The sequence below is a fragment of the Ruegeria sp. E8 genome, from assembly GCF_056533985.1.
Window position 1 is genome coordinate 1 of sequence record NZ_JBQFOY010000031.1, and the last position, 23,486, is coordinate 23,486.

The 23,486-nt window shown below is 58.2% G+C and carries 17 protein-coding genes and 4 pseudogenes; 14 read left to right on the forward strand and 7 right to left on the reverse strand.

Annotated elements, in window-relative coordinates:
• Positions 1 to 164: 164 nt before the first annotated feature.
• Both ACR0LF_RS22355 and ACR0LF_RS22360 read left to right on the forward strand, forming a co-directional pair.
• On the forward strand, positions 165 to 602 hold the full coding sequence (locus ACR0LF_RS22355; RefSeq protein WP_480856478.1) for a hypothetical protein: 438 nt from the start codon (positions 165 to 167) through the stop codon (positions 600 to 602).
• A 512-nt stretch (positions 603 to 1,114) separates the two neighbouring features.
• Positions 1,115 to 1,762 carry a helix-turn-helix domain-containing protein gene (locus ACR0LF_RS22360; RefSeq protein ID WP_480583686.1) on the forward strand — a complete coding sequence of 216 codons (648 nt, stop codon included), beginning with the start codon at positions 1,115 to 1,117 and terminating at the stop codon, positions 1,760 to 1,762.
• 28 nt (positions 1,763 to 1,790) lie between these two features.
• Here the strand turns inward: ACR0LF_RS22360 and ACR0LF_RS22365 are convergent, their stop codons facing one another.
• From ACR0LF_RS22365 to ACR0LF_RS22380, 4 genes and pseudogenes are all read right to left on the reverse strand, one after another.
• Positions 1,791 to 2,858, reverse strand: coding sequence for a heme-dependent oxidative N-demethylase family protein (locus tag ACR0LF_RS22365; protein ID WP_480583683.1), 1,068 nt, complete (start codon positions 2,856 to 2,858; stop codon positions 1,791 to 1,793).
• Positions 2,859 to 2,870: 12 nt separating this feature from the next.
• Positions 2,871 to 3,857, reverse strand: a pseudogene (locus tag ACR0LF_RS22370) (PDR/VanB family oxidoreductase).
• On the reverse strand, positions 3,854 to 4,462 hold the full coding sequence (gene dmmA / locus ACR0LF_RS22375) for a dimethylamine monooxygenase subunit DmmA (protein ID WP_480583680.1): 609 nt from the start codon (positions 4,460 to 4,462) through the stop codon (positions 3,854 to 3,856). The pseudogene ACR0LF_RS22370 and the gene dmmA overlap by 4 nt, the downstream one beginning before the upstream one ends.
• Positions 4,463 to 4,543: 81 nt before the next feature.
• A pseudogene (locus ACR0LF_RS22380) lies at positions 4,544 to 5,726 on the reverse strand (aminomethyl transferase family protein).
• Positions 5,727 to 6,008: 282 nt separating this feature from the next.
• Here ACR0LF_RS22380 and ACR0LF_RS22385 point away from each other — a divergent pair.
• The 6 genes and pseudogenes from ACR0LF_RS22385 to glnT all read left to right on the forward strand — a co-directional run bounded on the left by ACR0LF_RS22385 (position 6,009) and on the right by glnT (position 12,029).
• A pseudogene (locus ACR0LF_RS22385) lies at positions 6,009 to 7,313 on the forward strand (ammonium transporter).
• A gap of 11 nt (positions 7,314 to 7,324) precedes the next feature.
• The gene (locus tag ACR0LF_RS22390; RefSeq protein WP_480583677.1) at positions 7,325 to 7,534 is read left to right on the forward strand and encodes a hypothetical protein; all 210 of its coding nucleotides are present in this window, start codon (positions 7,325 to 7,327) and stop codon (positions 7,532 to 7,534) included.
• Between the two features lie 160 nt (positions 7,535 to 7,694).
• The gene (locus ACR0LF_RS22395; RefSeq protein WP_480583675.1) at positions 7,695 to 8,591 is read left to right on the forward strand and encodes a class II glutamine amidotransferase; all 897 of its coding nucleotides are present in this window, start codon (positions 7,695 to 7,697) and stop codon (positions 8,589 to 8,591) included.
• Position 8,592: 1 nt separating this feature from the next.
• Positions 8,593 to 9,276 (forward strand): protein GlxC, encoded by a 684-nt coding sequence (locus tag ACR0LF_RS22400; protein ID WP_480583672.1) that lies wholly within the window; start codon positions 8,593 to 8,595, stop codon positions 9,274 to 9,276.
• 19 nt (positions 9,277 to 9,295) lie between these two features.
• On the forward strand, positions 9,296 to 10,630 hold the full coding sequence (locus ACR0LF_RS22405; protein WP_480583669.1) for an FMN-binding glutamate synthase family protein: 1,335 nt from the start codon (positions 9,296 to 9,298) through the stop codon (positions 10,628 to 10,630).
• A 73-nt stretch (positions 10,631 to 10,703) separates the two neighbouring features.
• On the forward strand, positions 10,704 to 12,029 hold the full coding sequence (glnT, locus tag ACR0LF_RS22410; protein WP_480583667.1) for a type III glutamate--ammonia ligase: 1,326 nt from the start codon (positions 10,704 to 10,706) through the stop codon (positions 12,027 to 12,029).
• 9 nt (positions 12,030 to 12,038) lie between these two features.
• Here the strand turns inward: glnT and ACR0LF_RS22415 are convergent.
• From ACR0LF_RS22415 to ACR0LF_RS22425, 3 genes and pseudogenes are all read right to left on the reverse strand, one after another.
• A pseudogene (locus ACR0LF_RS22415) lies at positions 12,039 to 12,795 on the reverse strand (IS5 family transposase).
• Positions 12,796 to 12,973: 178 nt separating this feature from the next.
• Positions 12,974 to 14,509 (reverse strand): choline-sulfatase, encoded by a 1,536-nt coding sequence (gene betC, locus ACR0LF_RS22420; RefSeq protein ID WP_480583664.1) that lies wholly within the window; start codon positions 14,507 to 14,509, stop codon positions 12,974 to 12,976.
• Positions 14,510 to 14,584: 75 nt separating this feature from the next.
• Complete coding sequence (locus ACR0LF_RS22425) at positions 14,585 to 15,568, reverse strand: Bug family tripartite tricarboxylate transporter substrate binding protein (protein ID WP_480583661.1); 984 nt, start codon at positions 15,566 to 15,568, stop codon at positions 14,585 to 14,587.
• Between the two features lie 102 nt (positions 15,569 to 15,670).
• Between ACR0LF_RS22425 and ACR0LF_RS22430 the strand changes: the two genes are divergently transcribed.
• From ACR0LF_RS22430 to ACR0LF_RS22455, 6 genes are all read left to right on the forward strand, one after another.
• Positions 15,671 to 16,870, forward strand: a complete 1,200-nt coding sequence (locus ACR0LF_RS22430; protein ID WP_480583658.1) for an ROK family transcriptional regulator — start codon at positions 15,671 to 15,673, stop codon at positions 16,868 to 16,870.
• Positions 16,871 to 16,872: 2 nt separating this feature from the next.
• On the forward strand, positions 16,873 to 17,388 hold the full coding sequence (locus ACR0LF_RS22435; RefSeq protein ID WP_480583655.1) for a tripartite tricarboxylate transporter TctB family protein: 516 nt from the start codon (positions 16,873 to 16,875) through the stop codon (positions 17,386 to 17,388).
• Positions 17,389 to 17,401: 13 nt separating this feature from the next.
• Complete coding sequence (locus ACR0LF_RS22440) at positions 17,402 to 18,910, forward strand: tripartite tricarboxylate transporter permease (RefSeq protein ID WP_480583653.1); 1,509 nt, start codon at positions 17,402 to 17,404, stop codon at positions 18,908 to 18,910.
• A gap of 29 nt (positions 18,911 to 18,939) precedes the next feature.
• Positions 18,940 to 20,745: a metallophosphoesterase family protein gene (locus ACR0LF_RS22445; RefSeq protein WP_480583650.1), complete on the forward strand. Its 1,806-nt coding sequence runs from the start codon at positions 18,940 to 18,942 to the stop codon at positions 20,743 to 20,745.
• Between the two features lie 115 nt (positions 20,746 to 20,860).
• Positions 20,861 to 22,711 carry an SLC13 family permease gene (locus tag ACR0LF_RS22450; RefSeq protein ID WP_480583647.1) on the forward strand — a complete coding sequence of 617 codons (1,851 nt, stop codon included), beginning with the start codon at positions 20,861 to 20,863 and terminating at the stop codon, positions 22,709 to 22,711.
• A gap of 594 nt (positions 22,712 to 23,305) precedes the next feature.
• Positions 23,306 to 23,476, forward strand: coding sequence for a hypothetical protein (locus ACR0LF_RS22455; protein WP_480627657.1), 171 nt, complete (start codon positions 23,306 to 23,308; stop codon positions 23,474 to 23,476).
• Positions 23,477 to 23,486 lie beyond the last annotated feature (10 nt).

The window sequence follows — 23,486 nt, forward strand, 5'->3', positions numbered from 1 at the left end:
CATCTCCAACAATATCGAAGCGCAGATGGGCCGGGAAAAACTGGATCAGTTGCTGGACCTCCTCGAAGAATTACAGGCCATAAAGGTGTGAACCCGCCTGTTCGGGGCGGGGCCGAAACTGCGCTTGAAGGTTTGCCTACCCAGTCTCGAGTGTCGACAGGATATTGGCCGCATCGTCGGATGTGATGACAAGCGGCGGCCTGGCCCTGTTGCGCCAGGTGCTGACACTGGCTGTCTTCAACGAGCTGACGAACCGGGAAAAAGCCCGGAAAATCCTGGATGTCGTCTCGCAGGCCAATGACGAGGATGCGGACTGCATGGCCGCGCCGGAGATCTTTGGCGCCCGGGCTGCAAGTTGCTTTTCCCTCAGCCTGACCGTGCTGCAACCCGGACTGGTGCTGCTGGCCGGCTCATTGGCGCAGTCCCCGATTTATGCCGAGGCATTCCAGCGGCAGATCGAAAACCTCAAAGCCAACCTGCAACACCCGATCAAAATCAAGTCCAGCGAGATGACACAAACGGGCGTCGCACGCCTGTTCTCGCTCAGCGAAAACATCGCAAAAGCCGAACTGGACCTGAAAGTCCTGAAGGGAGGAGGCTGAACGTGGATCAATCCAAACACAAAGACTTGTTCGCAGGGGTGCAACTTGCATGGCTATCTCGGTAACATTTTCAAGAACTCTTGCTTGTGCGGCATCTGTCGGTTGAAGAAATCGCCTTTCTGGGCGAAGAATTGGTTGAAACGCGGCGGTCGTCGCAGGAGGCATTCGTCCTGATTTGGTTTGAACTGGACAGCCGGAACAGGTGGTCCAACTGGTCCGGGCACAGGGCGGATGGTTGAAAGGACCAAGGCGCTGAAGAAACAAACAGATCGCCACCGATTTACTTGATTTGGTTTGCAACCATCACAAGTTTGGTGGAGTTCGCCTCACAAACCGCTTTCAATGTATTTTATCTGAAGCGTTGGGGTGCGTGTTGTCGTTTCAGCTTGGAGACTGCTTTTCCTGCACCACAAGAAAAATTTTTGCCTTTGGGTGAAGCATTGTTTAGGCTGATCGAACCGGTTTGATCACTTGCCGTTATTCCGTGTAAATGCCATGAAGTTAAAGAAACGATGCAACAGCAGGACACGGATACGGTGGCAAAGCTGACACAAAACCCCCACCGCGTTCCGGAAATACGCGAGAAGGTTCTGGAAGTGGCCATCGGTCGCGAGGTGCGGGCCCACCGAAAACAACAGAATATCACCGTGGCCGAGCTGTCCCGGATGACGGACCTGTCGATCGGGATGCTGTCAAAGATTGAAAACGGCAATACCTCGCCTTCCCTGACCACGCTGCAAACGCTGGCCAACGCATTGTCAGTTCCCCTGACCGCCTTTTTTCGTGGTTACGAAGAGCGTCGGGAAGCCGTATTCACAAAAGCGGGTGAAGGCGTAGAAATCGAACGCGAAGGAACGCGGGCAGGACATCAGTATAACTTGCTGGGACATATCGGGTCGAACTCCAGCGGGGTCATGGTGGAGCCCTATCTGATCAAGCTGAATTCCGAGGCTGACATCTTCATGACCTTTCAACATGACGGGGTCGAGATGATCTATATGCTGGAAGGTGAAGTCGACTATCGCCATGGGAACCAACAGTATTCCCTGAAACCCGGCGACACACTGTTCTTTGACGCCGACGCGCCACATGGGCCGGAACGGCTGGTCAAGCTTCCGGCGCGTTATCTGTCAGTCATCAGCTACCCGCAAAAATCGTAACCCCCCGAAACGTTCCGGGGGGCTAATGTTACTTTTGCAGCGGCGGCTCGGTTTCCAGATTCGGCCAAACACCGGCTGAAGTCGGCAAGCCGTCGTCGAATTTGCTGAGGTAATCCAACATCAGCGGAAAGTTGTCGATGAAGCCTTTGTACGTGGCCAGCTCGACCGGCAAGTCGCGCACGACCCGGTGCAGGAGGCGGCCCCATTTCGGCACCGTGACCAAATCCTGAAACGCGATCAGGTAGCAGCGGATCGGAAACACCAACGCATTCGACCGGGGCAGGCGGAAGAAAGTTTGCAACTCGACCCACAGATGCTGCTTGGAGCCGAGATTCTCAGGGGTCAGCGTGGTCTTCTGAATGCCCCATTTGTGGTAGTTCTCGGGGCTGGTGTCGAGCAGCGGATTAACCGTCATCGTCCAGTTCAGACGCCGCGCGGGGGCACCCTGATGAATGTTCATCAGGAATTTCAGGGCGCGTCTGAAGATACCCATCTCCTGCGCCAGCGGCGCGGGCGCGTGCCATTCGAAAAAGTTCATCCCGATGTCGAAATCCAGCGACCAGTCGGCCTGGGTCGTGACCATGCCCGCATCCATCCACAGATTGTTGTCGCGCTGGTCGAGCACGGCGAAATCGCCCTGTGTCTGGCGGGTGATGTATTCCATCGGCCCGTAGGGCAGGGTGGTTTCGTCAAGGAACGTAAATGTATCGTCGATCCCCATCGGCTTGTTGATCCAGCGCCAGCGGTCGCCATCGCGGTGCAGCTCGAACAGGTCCGGGTAATCCTCGGATTTTGATACCATAACGAGCTCAAGCAGGTTCCAGCCTGCCAGCGTCATATGTGGCAGCGACTGGCACCGCAGCGGATCTTCGGCCAGCACGATGGCGCGGTCTTCCATCTCGGACACATAGTGTTCGTCAACGTCAAAGCGTTTTTCATAGATCGACCCTTTTGGCCCGCCTCGGTGCTGCTCCATGTTCACCGAATACATGTAGCTGTCTTCGTGGAACGGGAAGGGGAACCGTTTGATCGCCCAGTCTGAATTGTGGAACGAATAATCGTCGCGGAAGGTCTCCTTGTTGAACTGTATCGTCATTTCCCAGGCTCCTTACCGGTCCAGAACAAGAGTCTTGCCGACAAAGCGGCTGACGCAGGGCATGATCTTTTTGCTGCTGGCATGCTGATCGTCTTCTAGCCAGTGATCGCGCTGGATGAATTCCCCGTCGGCTTCGACCACATCGGTTTCGCACTGCCCGCAGGCGCCACCCCGGCAGAGGAAGGGGGCTTCGATCCCACAGCGTTCAATCGCCTCCAGCAGGCTTTCGTGCTCGCCCACCTGAATGGTGATGTCCGATTTGCACAGGCGCACCTCAAAGGGTTTGCCGGGCTGCGGGGCCAGGAATTCCTCGGAATGCACGTTGTCTTCGGGCCAGCCCTGTTCGGATGCGGTGTTAAGAACCCAGTCGATCATGCCTTTGGGTCCGCAGACACAGACATGCGTTCCCAATAGCTGACCGTCCAGCAAGGTGCCAAGGTCGATGGCCTGGTTCTAATCGTCATAGTAAATATGGTCCTTGCTGGGATGATGATCGGCCAGCATGTCGCCATAGCTCGCCATATCCGCAGACCGCGCCGCGTAGTGCAACTCCCACCGGCCGTTCGAGCGTTCCAGTTGCCGGATCATCGCCATGAAGGGGGTAATGCCGATGCCGCCCGCAAGGAACACGTGTTTGCGCGCGCGCAGGTCCAGCGGGAACAGGTTCACCGGAAAAGTGATCACCATCTCGTCGCCGATCTTCACGTTGCGATGCATGAACAGTGATCCACCGCGGCCTTCGTCATCGCGGCGCACCGAAATGGCGTAGGTGGTTGGATCGGCCGGGTCGGACATCAGCGAATAGGGGTTCAGGCGTGTGCGCCCTTCGTCCTGCATTTCGACAACCGTAAGGGCACCGGCTGAAAACGGAGGGAAATCGCTGCCGTCGCGGCGTTTGAATTCGAACCGGATGACCAAGTCGTTGACCGGCACGATGGCGTCGACAACGACCTCAAGCTTTTCCGCACCGGCTTTGGCTTTCTGTGGGGCGGCGCTCATGTGTACAACTCCACTGGGTCGGGGACATTGCCCGGATCTTCGGCGTCGACACGCACACCCTGATAGGCGGCCAGCCGTCGCAAAAAATGATCGCGGACAAACAGATTCAGCCCGCAATGCGAACAGACAAACGGATCGGTCATCACGTCCTCGGTGATGCCCTTGCAGTGCACACATTGAATCCGGCGCGCGACGGAACCGCGATGTTCGGTCTGAATAGCGGTGTGCGGGATGCCTGCGGCCACAACCTCGTTCATCACCTGACCCATCAGCCCCTCGGTGCCAGTCAGATAGACCTGCAACCCCTTATGTGCGTCGGACAGAACCCGGCGCAGCCGCTGGACCGAGGCGGGATAGCTGGGCCCGACATAGAGCTGAGCAGGTTGCAATTCCCGCAACCTGTCCAAATAGGTCTCGCCAGATTCTTTGGGAATGTAGATGATCTGGGCCTTTTCCATCAGGCCCGGTTCCTTGGCGGCCCGCTCGATCAGCGCTTCGGCGCCTTCGGCGTCCGCGATCATCAGGTGGGCCTTGCCGGGGCGCGGCTCCAGCGTGCCATAGACTGGGCGGCTGGCGATGCTTTCCGGGAATTGAAACTTGGACATCGTCCTGGCGCCTCCCTTCGTTTCACGTTTGCTGACGGATGCCGCGCAGCCACGGGTCGTGCTCACGCGGCAACCGGGTGTTCAGCCCTTGGCCGATCGGATGGATTTGTCCTTGTCGTAGAACGGCATGTCTTCGGCGACGCAAGCGATCTCGGTGCCGTCTTGGTTGCGCACGGTCAGCTTGGTGCCAGGCACGGCGCACTCTACCGGCATGCGGGCGATGCCGACATTGTAGCCATTGAGGGTCGAGTTCATGCCGAAAGTTACCACGCCCACGGCCTCGCCGTCCTTCAACAACGTTGCGCCTTCGTCGGCGGATGTGGTGCCTTCCAGACGGACGCCGTAAATCTTGAACCGCTCCTTGCCTTTCAGCACATAGTGGTTCTCGGCCCCGCGGAAGCCGGTCTTCCCCAGCGAGACGGTGAATTCATGGCCCAGCTCCCACAGGGTATCGCCGCACAGCTCGTTTGCAAACGGGTAGGTCTCGGAATTGTCGCCCGGATAGAACAGCAGGTAGCTTTCCGTGCGCAGCAGATCGAGGGGCGAGAACTGCACCGGCACGATCCCCATATTTTTTACCGTCTTCCAGAATGCCGTCCCAAATTTCGGTGGCGCGACGGGCTTCGCAGAAAATCTCGTGCCCGCGTTCGCCGGTATAACCGGTACGTGAAATCATCACCGGTTTGCCGAACAGTTTGGTCTGCATGAGTCCGAAATAGGCCAGATCGCGGATGCCTGGCACATGCTTTTCCAGAAAGTCGACGGCCACTGGCCCCTGCAGCGACATGTCGTGCAGATCATCGTCAAAGATCATCGCGATGTTCTTGCCATACGCACACATGGCCAGCGACTCGTGGCCGGTTCCGGTGCCGTGGACGACCATCCAGTGGTTGACCGAAATCCGGTAGATCACGCAGTCATCAATGAACTTGCCTTCATCGTTCAGCATGCAGGCATAGACCGCCCGGCCTGGCATGATCTTGTCTACGTTACGGGTCGTGGCCCGGTCGATCACCGCCGCTGCATGTGGTCCGACAAGATGGATTTCCTTCAATCCCGACACGTCCATAAGGCCTGCCTTGGTCCGAACCGCCAGATAATCGGCTTCGGCGCGTTCGTCAGAGCTGTCGTAGAACCAGGCCGTGCCCATGCCGTTCCAGTCTTCCAGCTCACCGTCGATTTCCGCATGCCGCTGCGCAAGCGCGGACGAGCGATAGATGATGGCCGTTTCTCTCTCCCTGTTGGTCCGATCCTTGGACCACATTCAGACCGATATCAGACCAAAAACAAACACATCAGTGCAAATAGATTACCTGTTGGGAAATTTCCGAGCTCAATTTCGCTGCCTAGCTTCGCAGTCAAAAGATATGCGTAAGATGCAAAAATGTTGACAGGTAGGAATATTTGGCATCGCAGACAAAGAAAAAAATTCACCGTGAATAGTAATCACGTCGATATTGCAACAGAGGAGAGTGCCATGAATGGCAATTAAGACGCCCTGACAACGGTGTTTACCGAGTTTTATTACTGGGTAACCGTCGTCTTCATGTTCCTGATCCATGTGGGCTTTTGCATGTACGAGGTCGGCGCCAGCCGACGGCGCAATCATATGCACACATTGATGAAGAACATCATGATTATCCCATTGGTAACGGTCACCTTTTTCTTCTTTGGGTGGTGGATATACTGGGCTTTCCCGGACTTTCCGTTCTTTGGCGGTCTGAACACCGCAGACGGCGCGGGCAATCTACCCTGGACAGAGACGATGGGAACCAATTTGCAAGACCGGATCACAGGCGTGCTCCGGGCGGCGTTCCTGTTGTTCTCGTGGACGGCGGCCTCGACTGTCTCCGGTTCGGTCATTGAGCGGATTCGCTCGTCGGCCCTGTGAGTTCACGCGGTGATGATCGGTTCGGTCTGGTGGATCATCGACGCTGTTTGGGGCTGGCACTATGCGGGCTGGATGGTGAAGTATCTGGGCTATCACGACGCCTATGCATCGGGTGTGATCCATGCGATTGCCGGTGGCTATGCGCTGGGTGTCATCATGGTGCTGGGTCCGCGTCTGGGCAAATTCGCCAAGGACGGCACGCCGCGTGACATCCCTCCGCACAATCCAAGGATGCTGACCATCGGGATTTTCCTGATCTACACAGGCTTCTGGGGCTTCTACGCGGCCTGCAACGTCCCCGTCATTTCGCCCGAGGCCATCGGCGGCGAGGTTACCGGGGATACCTGGACGGCCACAAATATCTATCTTGGACCGACCTCGCCTTCCGCGATCACCTTCAATTTCCTGATGTCACTGTAGGGCGGATTGATGGCGGCCTATGTGGTGTCGAAAGGCGACGCGTTCTGGACCTTCTCAGGCGGTCTGGCCGGGATCATCACCGCGTCTGCGGGTAATGATCTGTATCATCCGATTCAGGCCATGCTGATTGCCGCCGTGGGCGTCGCGATCATCTACAACCTGCACTACTGGGTCGAGCGTAAGTTCAAGCTGGACGATTCCGTGGGTGCGGTTGCGGCGCACGGATATGCGGGTGTCGTCGGCCAGATCATCACGGGCTTTGTCCTGTGGGGGGCGTCTGCATCGCCGTTCGAAGGTTATGCGACGATCAATCCGGTCGGTCAGATCCTTGGCGCGGTGATCATGTTCTTCGTGCTCGGCTTCCTGCCCGGCTTTGCGCTGGCCAAAATCCAGTATTCGATGGGTGTGTTGCGCATCCCCGAAGAGGTTGAGCTGCAGGGTCTCGATTATGCGGAACACCATGCATACGAGGACGCCAAGGCCGAGATCATCGAGGCCGACAAGGCCCTGCTCGCCCACAAAGCAACACCAGCTGAATAAGGAGACTGAACATGTCTACGATTGGATATGAAAGCTGGGCCGTCGATCTGGCCGATGTCGGCGCGGTCTACCCGTTCCAGGGATATGAAGTGCTTATGGTCATCCTCGGTGTAGCCTTCTGGCTCATCTGGCACCGAATCCAGTTTGTCCGCGAAAGCGCCCATCTGGAGGAGGCCCGCAAACAGGCGATAGATCACGAGAAAATCCAGACAAGTGTCTAAAGATACTAGAAAAACACTTTCAAGCTGCGCGGGATCTCTCGCGCGGATTTTGCCCTATAGGAAACTTTTATTCATTCAAGTTGCACGCCCTGACTCACGATGCTAGCTTCGGTGTCAGACACTCGCAGATCGAATCAAATAACATGGAGCAAGCAATAGAATGTGCGGAATTGTCGGATTGTTCCTGAAGGACAAAGCGCTTGAGCCGCAACTCGGCGCGATGCTGACGGATATGCTTATCACGATGACAGACCGCGGCCCGGATAGCGCCGGTATCGCGATCTATGGAGACAGCAATGGCGGAACGTCAAAGCTGACTGTTCAGTCGAACACGCCTGAATTGTCCTTCACCGGGCTGGAGCGGAAGCTGAAAGAGGCGACCGGTGCCGATATCACCCTGCGCCGTAATGACACCCATGCAGTTCTGGAAGTTGCCACCGACAAGCTGGCCGATGTGCGCAACGCCTTGAAAGAGGTCGCCTCGGACGTGCGTGTCATGTCGGCGGGCGAGGTTCTTGAGATCTACAAGGAAGTGGGTTTGCCAAAAGACGTCGCCTCGCGGTTTGATCTGTCGTCGATGACCGGATCGCACGGGATCGGCCACACTCGCATGGCCACGGAAAGCGCCGTGACCACCATGGGCGCGCACCCGTTCAACACCGGCTCGGACCAGTGCCTGGTGCACAACGGATCGTTGTCCAACCACAACTCGCTGCGCCGCAAGCTGCGCCGCGAAGGGGTGCATATCGAAACTCAGAATGACACCGAGGTTGGTGCCGCCTACCTGACCTGGAAAATGCAGAATGGCGCATCTCTGGGCGAGGCGCTGGAAAGCACGATCGAGGATCTGGACGGGTTCTTCAACTTTGTCGTCGGCACTAAGGACGGGTTCGGCGTTGTGCGCGACCCGATTGCCTGCAAACCGGCGGTAATGGCCGAAACGGATCAGTACGTGGCCTTCGGCAGCGAATACCGGGCGCTGGTCAGCTTGCCCGGCATCGAAGACGCCAAAGTCTGGGAACCCGAGCCTGCAACCGTTTACTTCTGGAACCACTGATATGCAGACATACGATATAGAAGCAAACGGCCTGCGGGGCCTGAATTCGGCCCTACAGGAGCAGAGCCAGAACACCAACAAGACCAACTGGGAAGTGGTGAATCCGAAAGGCAGCCACGCCATCGCCGTCGGTCTGAATGCCCCTATCGAAGTGACGGTCAAGGGTTCGACCGGGTACTACTGTGCAGGTATGAACCAGCAGGCGACGGTTAAGGTCGAAGGCTCGGTCGGACCCGGCGTGGCCGAGAACATGATGTCCGGCACCGTTGTCGTCGAAGGCGACGCCAGCCAGTATGCCGGTGCCACCGGTCACGGCGGTCTGTTGGTCATTAAGGGCAATGCCAGCTCGCGCTGCGGGATTTCGATGAAAGGCATCGACATCGTGGTGCATGGCAATATCGGCCACATGTCCGCCTTCATGGCGCAGGCCGGTAACATGGTTGTTTGCGGCGATGCCGGCGATGCTTTGGGTGACTCGCTGTACGAGGCGCGCCTGTTCGTGCGTGGATCGGTCAAAAGCCTTGGCGCCGACTGCATCGAGAAAGAGATTCGTCCCGAGCATATCGAGATCCTGAAGGATCTGCTGGAACGGTCGGGCAGCGACGCCAAGCCGGAAGAATTCAAACGCTACGGCTCGGCCCGCCAGCTGTATAATTTCGACGTTGACAACGCACAAGCGTACTGAGGGTAAAGGCATGAAAGATATGGATAAACAGATTCCACGCACCGTGCCGATTCAGTCGGCAACGTTCACCAATGAAATCAACGCGGAAATCCGCCGCGCGGCAGCAACCGGAATCTACGACATTCGCGGTGGTGGTGCCAAACGCAAGGTGCCTCATTTCGACGACCTGCTGTTTCTGGGCGCATCGGTCTCGCGCTATCCACTGGAAGGTTATCGCGAACGCTGCGACACTTCGGTGACGCTGGGCACACGCTTTGCCAAGAAGCCGATCGAGCTGGATATTCCAATCACCATCGCGGGCATGAGCTTTGGCGCGCTGTCCGGACCGGCGAAAGAGGCGTTGGGCCGTGGCGCAAGCGCCGCGGGGACCTCGACCACTACCGGTGACGGCGGCATGACGCCCGAAGAGCGCGGTCATTCCTCGAAACTGGTTTATCAGTATCTGCCGTCGCGCTACGGCATGAATCCCGACGATCTGCGCAAGGCGGACGCGATTGAGGTCGTGGTCGGGCAGGGCGCCAAGCCCGGTGGCGGCGGTATGCTGTTGGGCCAGAAAATCTCGGACCGTGTGGCCGAAATGCGCACGCTGCCCAAAGGGATCGACCAGCGCTCGGCCTGTCGCCACCCGGACTGGACCGGCCCCGACGATCTGGAGATCAAGATCCTCGAACTGCGCGAAATCACCAACTGGCAGGTTCCGATTTACGTCAAGGTCGGTGCGACCCGGCCCTATTACGATACCGCTCTGGCGGTGAAGGCCGGTGCGGATGTTGTGGTGCTGGACGGTATGCAGGGCGGCACCGCCGCGACGCAGGATGTGTTCATCGAACATGTGGGCCTGCCGACGCTGGCCGCCATTCGTCCCTCGGTTCAGGCGCTGCAGGATCTGGGCGTGCATCGCGAGGTGCAACTGATCGTTTCGGGCGGCATCCGTTCGGGTGCAGACGTGGCCAAGGCCATGGCTCTGGGCGCGGATGCGGTCGCCATCGGGACCGCAGCGCTGATCGCGCTGGGTGACAACGACCCGAAATGGGAAGCCGAGTATCAGAAACTGGGCACCACCACCGGCGCCTATGACGACTGGCACGAGGGGCTCGACCCGGCAGGTATCACCACGCAGGACCCCGAACTGGCGGCGCGTCTTGATCCGGTTGAGGCTGGGCGACGATTGCGCAACTACCTGAAGGTGATGACGCTTGAGGCGCAGACCATTGCCCGCGCCTGTGGCCACAACGATCTGCGGAACCTCGAACCGGAAGATCTGTGCGCTCTGACGATGGAGGCCGCAGCCATGGCCCGCGTCCCGCTGGCGGGCACCGAATGGTACCCCGGCAAGCCCGGTAACGGCTTTTAAAAAACCCCGAACTGGCGCGGTCGTTGGTGACCGCGCCTTTTTTTACGAAAAGACACATAACAGGGAAACTGCCATGACCATTGATCTGGCCAAATATGCCAAGGAAAAAGGCGTCAAATACTTCATGATTTCGTTCACCGATCTGTTCGGTGGGCAGCGGGCGAAACTGGTGCCCGCACAGGCGATTGCCGACATGCAAGACGGGGCGGGCTTTGCGGGCTTCGCCACCTGGCTCGACATGACCCCTGCGCATCCCGATATGCTGGCGGTGCCGGACCCGTCTTCGGTGATCCAGTTGCCGTGGAAACCCGAGGTCGCCTGGGTCGCGGGCAATTGTGTGATGGAAGGTGAGGACGTCGCGCAGGCCCCGCGGAACGTTCTGCGCCGTCTGATCAGCGAAGCTGCCGAAGAAGGCATGCATGTCAAAACCGGGATCGAAGCTGAATTCTTCCTGCTGACCCCTGATGGCGAGCAGATCTCGGACCCTTTCGATACCGCTGCCAAACCCTGCTACGACCAGCAAGCCGTGATGCGCCGTTATGACGTGGTGCGCGAGATTTGCGATTACATGCTGGAACTGGGCTGGGGTCCGTATCAGAACGACCACGAAGACGCGAACGGCCAGTTCGAGATGAACTGGGAGTTCGACGATGTGCTGCGCACCGCCGACAAACATTCGTTCTTCAAGTTCATGACCAAATCGGTGGCGGAAAAACACGGGTTCCGCGCCACCTTCATGCCGAAGCCCATCGAAGGGCTGACCGGCAACGGCTGCCACGCCCATATCTCGGTCTGGGATGCGCCGGGCGATGCGTCAAAAACCAACGTCTTTGCGGGCGAAGGCGATGGCCCCACCGGCGAGGTCGGTCTGGGCGAGAAGGGCAAGCACTTCCTCGGCGGTATCATGAAACACGCCAGCGCACTGGCGGCGATCACCAACCCGACGGTCAACAGCTACAAGCGGATCAACGCGCCGCGCACAATGTCGGGCGCAACCTGGGCGCCGAACACGGTGACATGGACCGGCAACAACCGCACCCACATGGTGCGCGTGCCTGGGCCCGGTCGGTTCGAGCTGCGTCTGCCGGACGGGGCGACCAACCCCTATCTGCTGCAGGCCGTGATCATCGCTGCGGGTCTTTCGGGTATCCGTTCGAAGGCGGACCCGGGCCGTCGCTATGACATCGACATGTATGCCGAAGGTCACACGATCACCGATGCGCCTAAACTACCGCTGAATATGCTGGATGCCCTGCGTGAATACGACAAAGACACCGAGCTGAAAGCTTCGATGGGCGAAGAATTCTCGGACGCCTATCTGAAGATGAAGATGCAGGAATGGAACTCCTTCGTCACCCATTTCTCGCGCTGGGAAAAGGAAAACACGCTGGACGTCTAGGGTCAGGATTCATAACCAATAGATGACGAGCGCAGCGAGGGCGATGGCCGATAGGAACACTTTGGGGCATCTATCATATCGGGTTGCCACTCGCCGCCAATCCTTAAGTCTGCCGAACATGATCTCTATTCGGTTTCGCCGTTTGAAGCGGCGCTTGTCATATTTGATTGGCGTATTGCGTTGCTTTCGACCGGGGATGCAGGCGCATATCCCTTTGTCTTTCAGAGCTTCTCTGAACCAATCAGCGTCATAGCCACGGTCGCCGAGTAGCCAATCGACATCTGGCAGGCTGCTGAGCAGGCCCGTGCGCCGATGTAATCGCTCACCTGACCGGCGGTGACGAACAGGTTCAGCGGGCGTCCTCGGCCGTCACAGATGGCGTGCAATTTCGTATTCATGCCGCCTTTGGTGCGCCCAACTAGACGTCCACGCCCCCCTTTTTCACCCCTAGACTGGTCGCTGTCCGGTGTGCCTTCAAATAGGTTGCATCGATCATCACGGTCTTCTGTTCGCCATGCTCTGCGGCCAGACCTGCCATCATCCGAGCGAAGATCCCTTTCTCGCTCCAGCGCTTCCAACGGCTGTAGAGCGTTTTGTGCGGACCATAGGCCGCAGGAGCATCACGCCACCTTAACCCATTGCGGTTTATGAAGATAATCCCGCTTAAAACGCGTTTATCATCGACCCGAGGCTTGCCATGTGATTTCGGAAAGAATGGTTCAAGACGTGCCATCTGCGCGTCCGTTAGCCAGAAAAGATTGCTCATGTAACCGCTCCATTTTCCGAGCCATGAATCACCCAGCGCAACGGAAATCAATGCATCCTGACCCTAGGCATTTTCCCTGCAGTTTTTGATCCGGGCGTGTTCCGGATTGCAGATGCGTTCAGTTCCTGGCCGCAGCTAAGTCCCAACAGATCCTGGGCCGGCTAATCCTGGGCCGGGTTTACACTCGATCTGGTTTTACGGGCGGGACGTATGGCAGTCTGGCGCGGGCTTTGGTGTCGGCGGCGCCAGCGTTGCGGATATAGCGTTCGTTGTCGTCCTTGCGGACGGTGTGAACATAGGTGGGATCGCCCTGGGTGACCTTGTGGATGGCAAGGCGGCGGACCTGGCTGGCGCGGATGGTGTCGCGCAGCGTGTCCGGGTTCCAGCCGTCGAACAGGATCGCCTCCAACTCGGCGCGGATATCGGCGCAATCGGGATCGCCCGCGCGGTTGGTCATCTCGTTGGGGTCCTCGTCGATATTATAGAGCAGGGTATCGACCCCTTCGAGCCACATCAGCTTCCACGGGCCTTTCCGGACCATGCGGCTGGGCCCGGTGGAGCCGTCGGCGGCAAATTCCGAGATCACCACATCCGACAGGCCCGAGGTGTCTCCGTTCAGGGCAGGGACCAGCGACTGCCCGTCAACCGGTGCCGCATACTCCCCGAACGAGCCGCCAGCGGCGAGGTCCGTGAGTGTCGGTAGAAGATCTATCAGCGAGATATTCTCCTTCACCCGCGCCGGTTTGAACCGATCCGGCGCGTAAACGATGAAGGGGACGCTGGCAGCCCATTCGAAGAAGTGTTGTTTGAACCACATGCCCCGTTCCCCCATCATCTCGCCATGATCGGCGGTGAGGATGACGATGGTGTTGTCGATCTGGCCGGTGCGTTCCAGCACGTCGACAAGCTGCCCGACCTTCTCGTCGATATACGAGATCATGCCGTAATAGCCGTGGCGGGCCCTGCGGCGATCCTCGGGTGTGACAGTGAATTCGTGCCGCGACTGGCAGTAGTGCAGATTGCGGCTGAGATGATCCATCTCGTTCAGTTCCAGCGGGGCCACCGCCGGATACTCGATCTCGTCATGATCGTAGAGATCCCAATACTCCTGCCCGATCACGAAGGGCGAATGCGGCGAGGTGAAGGACACGGTCAGCATGAAGGGCCGGTCATCGCCGGTTCGCGCCAGATCATAGAGCGCCTGAACGCCGTGATAGGCGACCTCGTCATCATAATCCATCTGCATGGTGCGGATAGCGGGGCCGCTTTCCAGGATCGGGGCCATGGTCAGATTGGTGGGCTTGTATTCGCGCCCCTTGGACCAGTCCACGGTCCAGGCGAAGTTGGCCGGGTAGATCTCGGTGGTGTGGCGTTTGTCATAGCCGTGCAGCTGATCGGGGCCGACAAAATGCATCTTGCCCGACATCTCGACCCGGTAATCCATCGCCCGCAGGTAATGGGCGAAGGTGGGGATGTCGGCGTGGAACTCGCTGGCATTGTCATACATGCCGATCGAAAAGGGCAGCCGACCCGCATGCATCGATGCCCGCGACGGGCCGCACATTGGCAGGTTGCAATAGCAGTTCTCAAACACCACGCCCTTCTGCGCCAGACGGTCGATATTGGGTGCCTTGACGGTCTTGTTGCCATAGGTCGTCAGCGCATTTGCTGCCAGCTGATCCGCCTGAATGAAAAGGATGTTCGGCTGTGTCATATTCGTTTCCCAAAAACAAAGGAGAAAGGTTCCGGGCGACCAATGGGAGGTGGGCCGCCCGGAATGCCGAAGATGTTACTGGATAATCATGTCCAGTTTTTCGGCGGTGGTGCTGAAGGTGTTGACCTGGCCTTCGACGAAGGTCTTGGTTTCTTCTGGTGACAGGACAGCGGGTACCGAGCCCAGCTTCTGTGTGGTTTCCAGCCAGCTGTCATCGGCGGAGATCGCGCCCAAAACCGAGACCCATTTGGCCACGACGTCCTCGGGCAGGTCCTTGGGCCCCCAGACACCGGTCCAGCCAACAACGTTTTCCAGGTTCGGATGACCAAGCTCCTGCGCGGTGGGCGTGTCCGGGATGGCGGGGAAGCGTTCCGGCGTGGTGGTTAGCAGCGGGCGGATCTGGTCGCTTTCAATGGCACCGGAAAGCCCCGAGAGATTGTGGAAGATCAGATCGGCATGGCCGCCGACAACCGCAGCCGTCGCCTTGCCGCCGCCCTTGAAGGGCACGTGGATCAGCGCCTCGGACTCGACGCCCAGATCATCCAGCAGGATCAACATCGCCATATGCAGCAGGGTGCCGACACCGGCCGAAGCGTAAGACAGGCGCTCGCCGCCCTCGATCGCAGCTTTCAGCTCGTCAAAGCTCTGATAGGGGGACTCGGCGCTGACGCCCAGAACAAAGGGGTTCTTCTCGATCAGCCCGAGAAAGGTGAAGTCGTCCCATTTGTAGGGGATGGTGCGGTTGATCGCCGGAACCGTCGCCTGCGAGCCGACCCGCGCCATCAGCAGCGTGTAGCCATCCGGGCGCGACTTGGCGACCTGGGTCGAGCCGACAACACCTCCGGCGCCGGTCTTGTTGACCACCAGAATGTTCTCGCCCAGATATTCCGGCGCCTCCGTGCTCATGGTGCGCGCGGCCAGATCAGCGGCCCCGCCGGGGCCATAGGGAACCACCAAAGTCACAGGCTTGCTTGGGTAATCCTGGGCCGAGGCCGCCAGTGGAATCGAAAGCAGCGCAAGGCCGCTCAGTGCAGAAGTTATCGTGTTTCTTAGGTTCATTTGTAGCGTCTCCCTGAATCGGATGGGTTCCTTATAATAAATTACTTGCAGTAAGTAAATAAATAAGTCATGATGTTGAAAATGATGCAGGGGAGATGCGGAATGACGGGCTGGTCGCAGGAAGAAATAGGTCGTGGGAACCGGCAAAGGGTTCTTGGTGAGATCCTGGGCTCCGGCACGATTTCCCGCACGCAGATTGCAGATAATCTCGACCTGAACGCGGCAAGCGTGTCGCGAATCACCCGCGAGTTGATCGAGGCGCGGCTGGTTCAGGAGGTGGGCGAGGCCAAGTCCGAGGGCCGCAGGGGGCCGCGCACCAAGAAGCTGATCATGAACCGGTCCGGCGGTTATGTCATCGGGATCGGCATCAACGCCTATCAGCAGGTGGTGACCCTGGCCGATCTGTCCAATAACCGTATCGCTTCGTGGGATGCGCGTGGCGCAGGTCTGGCGGATGGAGAGAGCTTTCTAAGGACGTGCTGTAAAAATGCCAAAGCCCTGATCGAGCGGAATGTGCCCGAGCGCGACAGGCTGTTCGGTGTCGGCCTGACCATTGCCGGAAATCTGGACAAGGCGCGCGGCACGGTGATTTCGGCCCCGACTCTGGGATGGCACACGGAAACCGATGTGTGCGACATTGTCAGGGCAGAGCTTGGCGTGCCTGTGGTGCTCGAGACGCCCAGTGCTGCAATCTGCCAGTCAGAAGTGGCTTTCGGTGCGGCGCGGCATGTCGAAAATGTCGCCGTCATCTACTGCTCGCTTGGCTTTGGCATCGGTCTGCACGTCAATGGCCAGCCCTATAGCGGCATCAACCGGGTGGGGGGCGTTCTCACCGAGGCCAAAATGACCGCCGGTATCGAATCCAACGACCCCGTGGCGCTTTCCGACATCTGCGGCGGCAAGGCCCTGTTGCGCCAGATGCTGACACCGGCTGTCTTCAACGAACTGACGAACCAGGAAAAAGCCCGGAAAATTCTGGATGTCGTCTCGCAGGCCAATGACGGGGACGCGGACTGCATGGCCGCGCTGGAGGTCTTTGGCGCCCGGGCCGCAAGTTGCTTTTCCCTCAGCCTGACGGTGCTGCAGCCCGAACTGGTGCTGCTGGCCGGCCCATTGGCGCAGTCCCCGATTTATGCCGAGGCATTCCAGCGGCAGATAGAAAACCTCAAAGCCAATCTGCAACACCCGATCAAAATCAAGTCCAGCGAGATGACACAAATGGGCGCCGCACGCCTGCTCTCGCTCAGCGAAAACATCGCAAAAGCCGAACTGGACCTGAAAGTCCTGAAGGGAGGAGGCTGAACGTGGATCAATCCAAACACAAAGACTTGTTCGCAGGGGTGATGTTCCTGATCCTCGGGATACTGACACTGATCGTACTTATTCCGGTAGGCGTGGATTCTCCGGGAACTGTGGAGATTTCGGCGCTTTCGCCCGAGTTCTGGCCGCGCGTGATCGCAATTGCCGTGGTCTTCGTCTCAGTTTGCCTTGTGGCCGAATCCTACTTTCTCAAAACGCCACACTCCGAGGCAGATGAAGACGCCGAAGCTGAGGCCATCTACAAGCTGGATACGCTGCCGGGTACCTTGCGCACCGTAGTTCTGATCTTCGCATTGTTCCTGTTTTACTTCGCGTTGACGACGTTGGGAGTGGTGGCCAGTTCCATCATCCTGATGCTGGGCATGATGCTGTTCTTCGGAGAGCGCAATTGGATCTACATCGTTCCGATCAGCATCCTTTTGCCTATCCTGCTTTATCTTTTCTTCCTGCACATCGCGGGTGTGCCGATGCCACTTGGCATATTCGAAACGCTAGGCTGAGGAGGAGCTAGGCATGATTGAAAACATTTCCACTGCTTTTCAGCTCTTTCTGAGCTTGGAAAACGTTCTGGTAATCGGAATAGGCGTTCTGATCGGTACGATCATTGGCGCGATACCGGGCATGACGACCCCGATGGGTGTGGCGCTTGCTTTGCCGTTTACCTTCACGATGCAACCTGTCACCGGCATTCTGTTGTTGTTGGGGGTGTATAAAGGCGGCCTGTATGGTGGATCGCTGACGGCCATCCTGATCAAAACGCCGGGGACACCGGCGGCGTCCTGTACCATCTTAGATGGCTATCCATTGGCGCAGAAAGGGCAGGCGAGAAAAGCGCTTGATATCGCGCTTTACGCATCCTGCGTGGCCGATTTGATTTCGAACATCGCGCTGATCATGTTCGCCGGATTTCTCGCGACCTTTGCGCTGCGCTTCGGTCCGCCCGAGTTCTTCACCCTGATCGTCTTTTCGCTGACCATCATCGCGGGCGTTGCGGGCCCGAGCCTGACCAAAGGTATTCTGTCCGCCTGTCTGGGCTTGATGCTCGCAACCGTTGGACTGGACCTGATTTACGGTACCAACCGGTTCATCTTCGGGAATTACGAGCTGATGTCGGGGCTGAACTTCATTCCTGTCTTGATCGGCCTGTTCGCCATTCCAGAAATTCTGGACCGTGCAACACGCCGTCCGCGCCCCGCTGGCGCTCAGCGGCAGGAACTGGGCAGCGGCGCAAGTTTTGCTGAATTCCGCAAGACCCTGAAATCGGTGATCCGCGGCAGCTTTATCGGTGTGATCCTGGGTGCCATCCCCGGTATCGGTGGCGCGCCTGCTGCGTTCTTGAGCTATAGCGAGGCGCGGAGAAACTCGAAAAACCCTGAAAACTTTGGCAAGGGCGAGCCCGAAGGTGTCGCGGCGGCAGAGGCGGGGAATAACGGCGTTGCCGGGGCAACAATGATCCCGCTGCTGGCCCTGGGCGTGCCCGGCGACGTGATCACGGCGGTGATCCTGGGGGCTTTCATGATCCACGGATTGCGTCCGGGTCCGATCCTGTTCGCGGAAAACCTGCCGATGATCTATGCGCTGTTCATGGGTATCCTGCTCAGCTCGGCCTATCTGTTCATAGTGGGCAAACTTGCCATCAAGACGTTTAGTCGGGTGGCGCTGATCCCGAACCGCATCCTCTATCCGATCGTGTTCACCCTGTGCGTCTATGGCGCCTATGCGGTGAACAACAACCTGTTCGACATCCTCGTGATGCTGTGCATGGGCCTTGTCGGCTTCATGATGTTGCGCCTCGAGGTGCCGGTCGCCCCCTTTCTGATCGCCTTCGTTCTCGGGCCACTGCTCGAAGACAATTTCCGGCAATCGCTGTTGCTGTCCGACGGCAGCCTTTCGATCTTTGTCCGAAATGCGATCTGCTGGCTGTTCTGGGTGCTGACCGCGCTGTCGATCTTCGTACTGATCAGATCCCGTATTCGCGCATCGCGCACGGGCGAGGCATCGGTCCTGACGACCGGCGGCTGACCTGAACACTTCAATACAAGGAAAGCAAAATGATCAACGTCGACGATGCGGATCTGGGGCCTTTCGCCTACAGCTTTGCGGTGATCTCGGATACGCATGTCAATCCGGATGAGGACCGCTGCAATTCGCCCTTTCCGGTCAATGCCCGTGCCAATCGGCGGTTCCGGTATGTCGTGGCGGATATCAATCGCAGAAAGGTGGACTTCGTTGTCCACCTTGGCGATCTGCTTCACCCGGTTCCAGAAACCGGAGAACTGTATGCACAGGCCGCGAACGCATACCGAAAGATTGTCTCGGATCTGACAGTGCCGATCCACGTCCTGCCGGGCAATCATGACATCGGAGACACGCCGATCAGTGGCGGCCCCGCAAGCCCGACCACACCCGAGATGATCCAGGCGTGGGAAGGCGAATTCGGCGCCCATTATCACAGTTTCGAAAAGGGCGGGGTGCGCTTTGTCCTGCTGAACGCTCAGCTGATCAATTCGGGTCTTCAAGCCGAGGAAGATCAGAAACAATGGGTGGAAAACGAACTCGCTGCGGCGCAGGGGCAGCGTGTCATGCTGATGCTGCATCACCCGGCTTATCTGTGTTACCCGGAAGAACTTGACCACTACGACAATACCGATCAGCCGGGCAGGGGTTGGCTTTTGAGCCTGCTGGAAAAACATGGCGTCGAGGCCATGTTCTCGGGGCACGCCCATAACTTCTGGTATGATCGCTATGGCGAAACGGATTTCTACCTAGCACCGGCGACCAGTTTCGTACGGCAGGATTACTCGGAAATGCTGCGCGCCATTCCACCCGAGGGCAGCGAGTTTGGTCGCAACGATGCCGCCAAGCTGGGTTACTTCGTCGTCAACGTCTACGAAAATGGCCATGTGACGAAATTCGTTCGCACCAACGGAACCGAACTGGCACCGGGCGAAAGCGCAGGGGACGATTTCCTGGAACTGGCTCCTGAACCGCGTGAAAACAGCACCCCCTTGATCGGGTTCGATCTCCGGAAGAACTGGGCGGAGATTTCCGAAGTGCCCCCCAGCGGCGGACTGGACGAGTTCGACCGGAAACCGGTGCGCAACGATTATCACCTGCTAGCCCTGCAGGAGATGGGCGTGCGCGATATCCGAATTCCGTTCCATGATCTGTTGGACCCGGTGCGCCGGGCACGGATTGCGACGATGAAACATCTGGGGTTTCGCGTCACCCTATTCGGATTCAGTATTCCGACCGACGCGCAGTTGGACGTGATCGCCGCCACGGCGAAACATTTGACCGACTGGGAAATCACGCTGAATTGGACAGACGTTGAAAAGTCGGCGGATCTGCTGTCCAAGGCGCATGCCATAACCGGCCTGCCGATCTACATCTCGCGGATGCGCACCAAGGACGACATCAAAGCCGAGGGCACATATTTTCACGTGATCAACCACGGCTTCAACGCCACGGACAGCGATCAGCTTTCCGCGTTGGCCGCGTTGCCCAAGTCCTGCGGAATTGCGGGGGCGGTCTTCCGGTTGGGCAACGCCGATCCGGTTGCTGAACGACTGGAAACCGCTGATCGTGCCGCCGCGGCACACGGGCTGAAGGCCTCGGTTCATCTGCGCGTCGCGGGGGACAATCCAGCCGTGCCTCATACGGATGACGACAAGACCGTGGCGCGGGTTCTCGAAGCGATGAATACCCGCTCAAAGCTTAAGAATACGCGGATCTATTGCGACACGCTGGTGGATGTCGATCGCGGGTACTTCGTTCGCAACGGAGCCATAGATCGCTGCAACAACCCACGGCCGCTGCTGGAGGCTGTCCGCGCGCGGCATTCCCGCAACGCCTGAACTCCCAAGAACTCGGCCCTCATCTTACTCAGGATGGGGGCCATTGTTTGGGCCGGTCGCGCCCCAATGTCTGCGCGGGAAAAGATAACTCTGTAAGATATGACTGGATCGCGGTATGGAAGCGCTGGGCCTCACTACAGAAATGATCGTCGTACTCGGCTTGCTGGGCGTTACGGTTTTTCTGTTTGTTTCGGAAGTCGTTCGGGTCGACGTGGCTGCCATCCTCATCATGGTCACACTGGGCATCTTGTCGGCCTTGCCCGGGCTCGAGGGTCTAGTCGATCCGAGGCATCTGTTTGACGGTTTCGCGAGCAACGCGGTCATTTCCATCATAGCGGTGATGATCATAGGTGCCGGGCTGGACCGCACCGGAGTGCTGTCTCATGTGGCGCGCTGGATCATGCGGGTGGGCGGATCGACCGAAACACGGATCATGTTGCTGATCTCGTCCATCGTCGGGGTCATCTCGTCTTTCATGCAGAATGTCGGGGCGGCGGCTCTGTTTCTGCCAGTCGTGTCGCGCATTTCGGTGCGCACCGGCCTGTCCATGTCGCGCCTGCTGATGCCGATGGGCTTTTGCGCCATTCTGGGCGGGACGATGACCATGGTCGGGTCCTCTCCACTCATCCTGCTCAATGATCTGATCCTGACGATCAACGATACTCTACCTGCGGATCAGCAGATGGAGACGTTCGGCCTGTTCGATGTCACGCCTGTCGGGGCGGCGCTGGTGCTGACAGGGTTGGTCTATTTCACGGTTCTGGGCCGTTTTCTTTTGCCCGCAAAACAGGATGCCAGCGGCACCGAAGGGCGCAGTGTCGAGGAATACATCAACGCGACCTACGGGATCGTTGGAACGATCACCGAGGTACCACTGCCGGGAAGTCATGAAGTCAGCGGGCAAACGATCGATGAAATCCAACGCAGAAACCACATTCAGATCATCGCTGTGCAACATGGCGGGACCTATACGATGGCTCCGCCCCGGGATATGGTCATCGACGCACCAGGCACGATAGCCGTGATCGCTGATGCCGAAACCATTGCACGCTTCACCGAACGCTACGGGCTGACCGCCCGCGGAAAACTCGACCGTTTTGCGGATGCGCTTGAGCCGGGCAAGGCCGGTATCGCCGAAGTGGTGATCCCTCCGGGTTCGTCCATGATCGGTGAAACGGGCCGCAGCAGTTGGTTGCGGAAAATCTATGGGCTGGCCCCTCTTGCGATCTACCGGGGTGGTGAAACACTTTCCAGCGATCAGGAAGACATCGGCGAGATTCCCTATCAGGCGGGTGACACTCTGGTCTGCCATACCCCGTGGGACGCGCTGGTGCGGCTGGAAAAGGATCGCGACTTTGTCGTTGTGACCTCAGATTTTCCGCATGAGGAACTTGTGCCACAGAAAGTCGGCTGGGCTTTGCTGTTCTTTGTCATCGCCATCGGGCTGGTCCTGTTCTCGGACCTGCGATTGTCGGTCTGCCTGCTGGTCGGCGCGACCGGGATGATCGTCAGCCGGGTGTTAACCATTGATGACGCCTACGGCGCGGTCAGTTGGAGCACGGTTTTTCTGTTGGCCAGTCTGATCCCGTTGGGCGTGGCGGTGCAGTCGACCGGAACTGCGGAATGGATTGCACAGCAGGTGCTGAAACTGCTGGGTGATGCCCCGATCTGGGTATCTCAGGCCGCAATTGCCGCCCTTGCGACCGTGTTTACATTGCTGATGTCCAATGTCGGCGCGACTGTTCTTCTGGTGCCATTGGCGGTGAACATCGCCATCGGATTAGGGGTCGACCCGGCATTGTTTGCCATTACCGTTGCATTGGCGACATCGAATTCGTTCCTGATCCCAACCCATCAGGTCAACGCCTTGATCATGGGCCCCGGAGGGTATTCGGTTACGGATTACTCGAAGGTCGGCGGCATCATGACCTTGTTGTTTTTGATTGTATTGGTTGTGATTGTGTAGCGTTTGTCATTCAACCAGGACGAACACTTGCACTATTGCGAATGCAAAAAACGCGTGGTCGGTTGTGACGGAACGGCCTTTAGAAAAGCGCCCATTCAGGCTTTGTTCGGAGAATTTCGAATGTCTGATACGCAAAAGTAACGCTGGGTCGTGCCGGTCACAGGAGAAAGTTCCTGATCAACATACCCATGCTCATCGCGGCGATTGCGTCGACACTTCTGTTTGCGCCTCCGGTATCACCCGATCCGTCGAAACACCGGGATTTGATCTCTTTTGCGTAAGCCATGATCGCTCTGCCTGGTTTGTTGTTTGACCTCAAAGCGTTCGCCTATCCAGAATGCTGGCAGACCGTGCTAATTGCGAGCGTCGCAGTTGTTGTCGGATCAGGACTATTCTTGCGCCGCCGATCGCAACTGGACTACCCGTTGCTGAATTTCGCCATCGCCAGGAATCCCGCCTTTTTCGTCCGGCGTATTGGCCGCTGCCTTCATTATGTTCGATATGGCGGGAATGTGGTTGGCCACGACCCAACGCTTTCAGGTCGTCGCCGGATACACGCCGATCGAAGCGGGTTTTCTTGTTTAGATGGTCGCGGTGGCATCTCATTCGATGGGCCTGATCGATGGCGTGTTCCTGCACCTGATCGGGTTGCGCATCCTGATCTCCGGCGCGCTGGCACTTAGCGCAATCGTCACCAACTGGTTGCTGAGAGAGTTTGGTATCGGCTCGGCATCCACAGTCTTGGGCGACGATCAGACGGGATAGGCTTGGGGCA

Coding starts and splice junctions, on each gene's coding strand:
- ACR0LF_RS22440 (WP_480583653.1), top strand. CDS start 17,402: ATGATTGAAAACATTTCCACTGCTTTTCAGCTCTTTCTGAGCTTGGAA.
- ACR0LF_RS22445 (WP_480583650.1), top strand. CDS start 18,940: ATGATCAACGTCGACGATGCGGATCTGGGGCCTTTCGCCTACAGCTTT.
- ACR0LF_RS22400 (WP_480583672.1), top strand. CDS start 8,593: ATGCAGACATACGATATAGAAGCAAACGGCCTGCGGGGCCTGAATTCG.
- ACR0LF_RS22395 (WP_480583675.1), top strand. CDS start 7,695: ATGTGCGGAATTGTCGGATTGTTCCTGAAGGACAAAGCGCTTGAGCCG.
- ACR0LF_RS22450 (WP_480583647.1), top strand. CDS start 20,861: ATGGAAGCGCTGGGCCTCACTACAGAAATGATCGTCGTACTCGGCTTG.
- glnT (WP_480583667.1), top strand. CDS start 10,704: ATGACCATTGATCTGGCCAAATATGCCAAGGAAAAAGGCGTCAAATAC.
- dmmA (WP_480583680.1), bottom strand. CDS start 4,462: ATGTCCAAGTTTCAATTCCCGGAAAGCATCGCCAGCCGCCCAGTCTAT.
- ACR0LF_RS22390 (WP_480583677.1), top strand. CDS start 7,325: ATGTCTACGATTGGATATGAAAGCTGGGCCGTCGATCTGGCCGATGTC.
- ACR0LF_RS22405 (WP_480583669.1), top strand. CDS start 9,296: ATGGATAAACAGATTCCACGCACCGTGCCGATTCAGTCGGCAACGTTC.
- ACR0LF_RS22430 (WP_480583658.1), top strand. CDS start 15,671: ATGACGGGCTGGTCGCAGGAAGAAATAGGTCGTGGGAACCGGCAAAGG.
- ACR0LF_RS22365 (WP_480583683.1), bottom strand. CDS start 2,858: ATGACGATACAGTTCAACAAGGAGACCTTCCGCGACGATTATTCGTTC.
- betC (WP_480583664.1), bottom strand. CDS start 14,509: ATGACACAGCCGAACATCCTTTTCATTCAGGCGGATCAGCTGGCAGCA.
- ACR0LF_RS22425 (WP_480583661.1), bottom strand. CDS start 15,568: ATGAACCTAAGAAACACGATAACTTCTGCACTGAGCGGCCTTGCGCTG.
- ACR0LF_RS22360 (WP_480583686.1), top strand. CDS start 1,115: ATGCAACAGCAGGACACGGATACGGTGGCAAAGCTGACACAAAACCCC.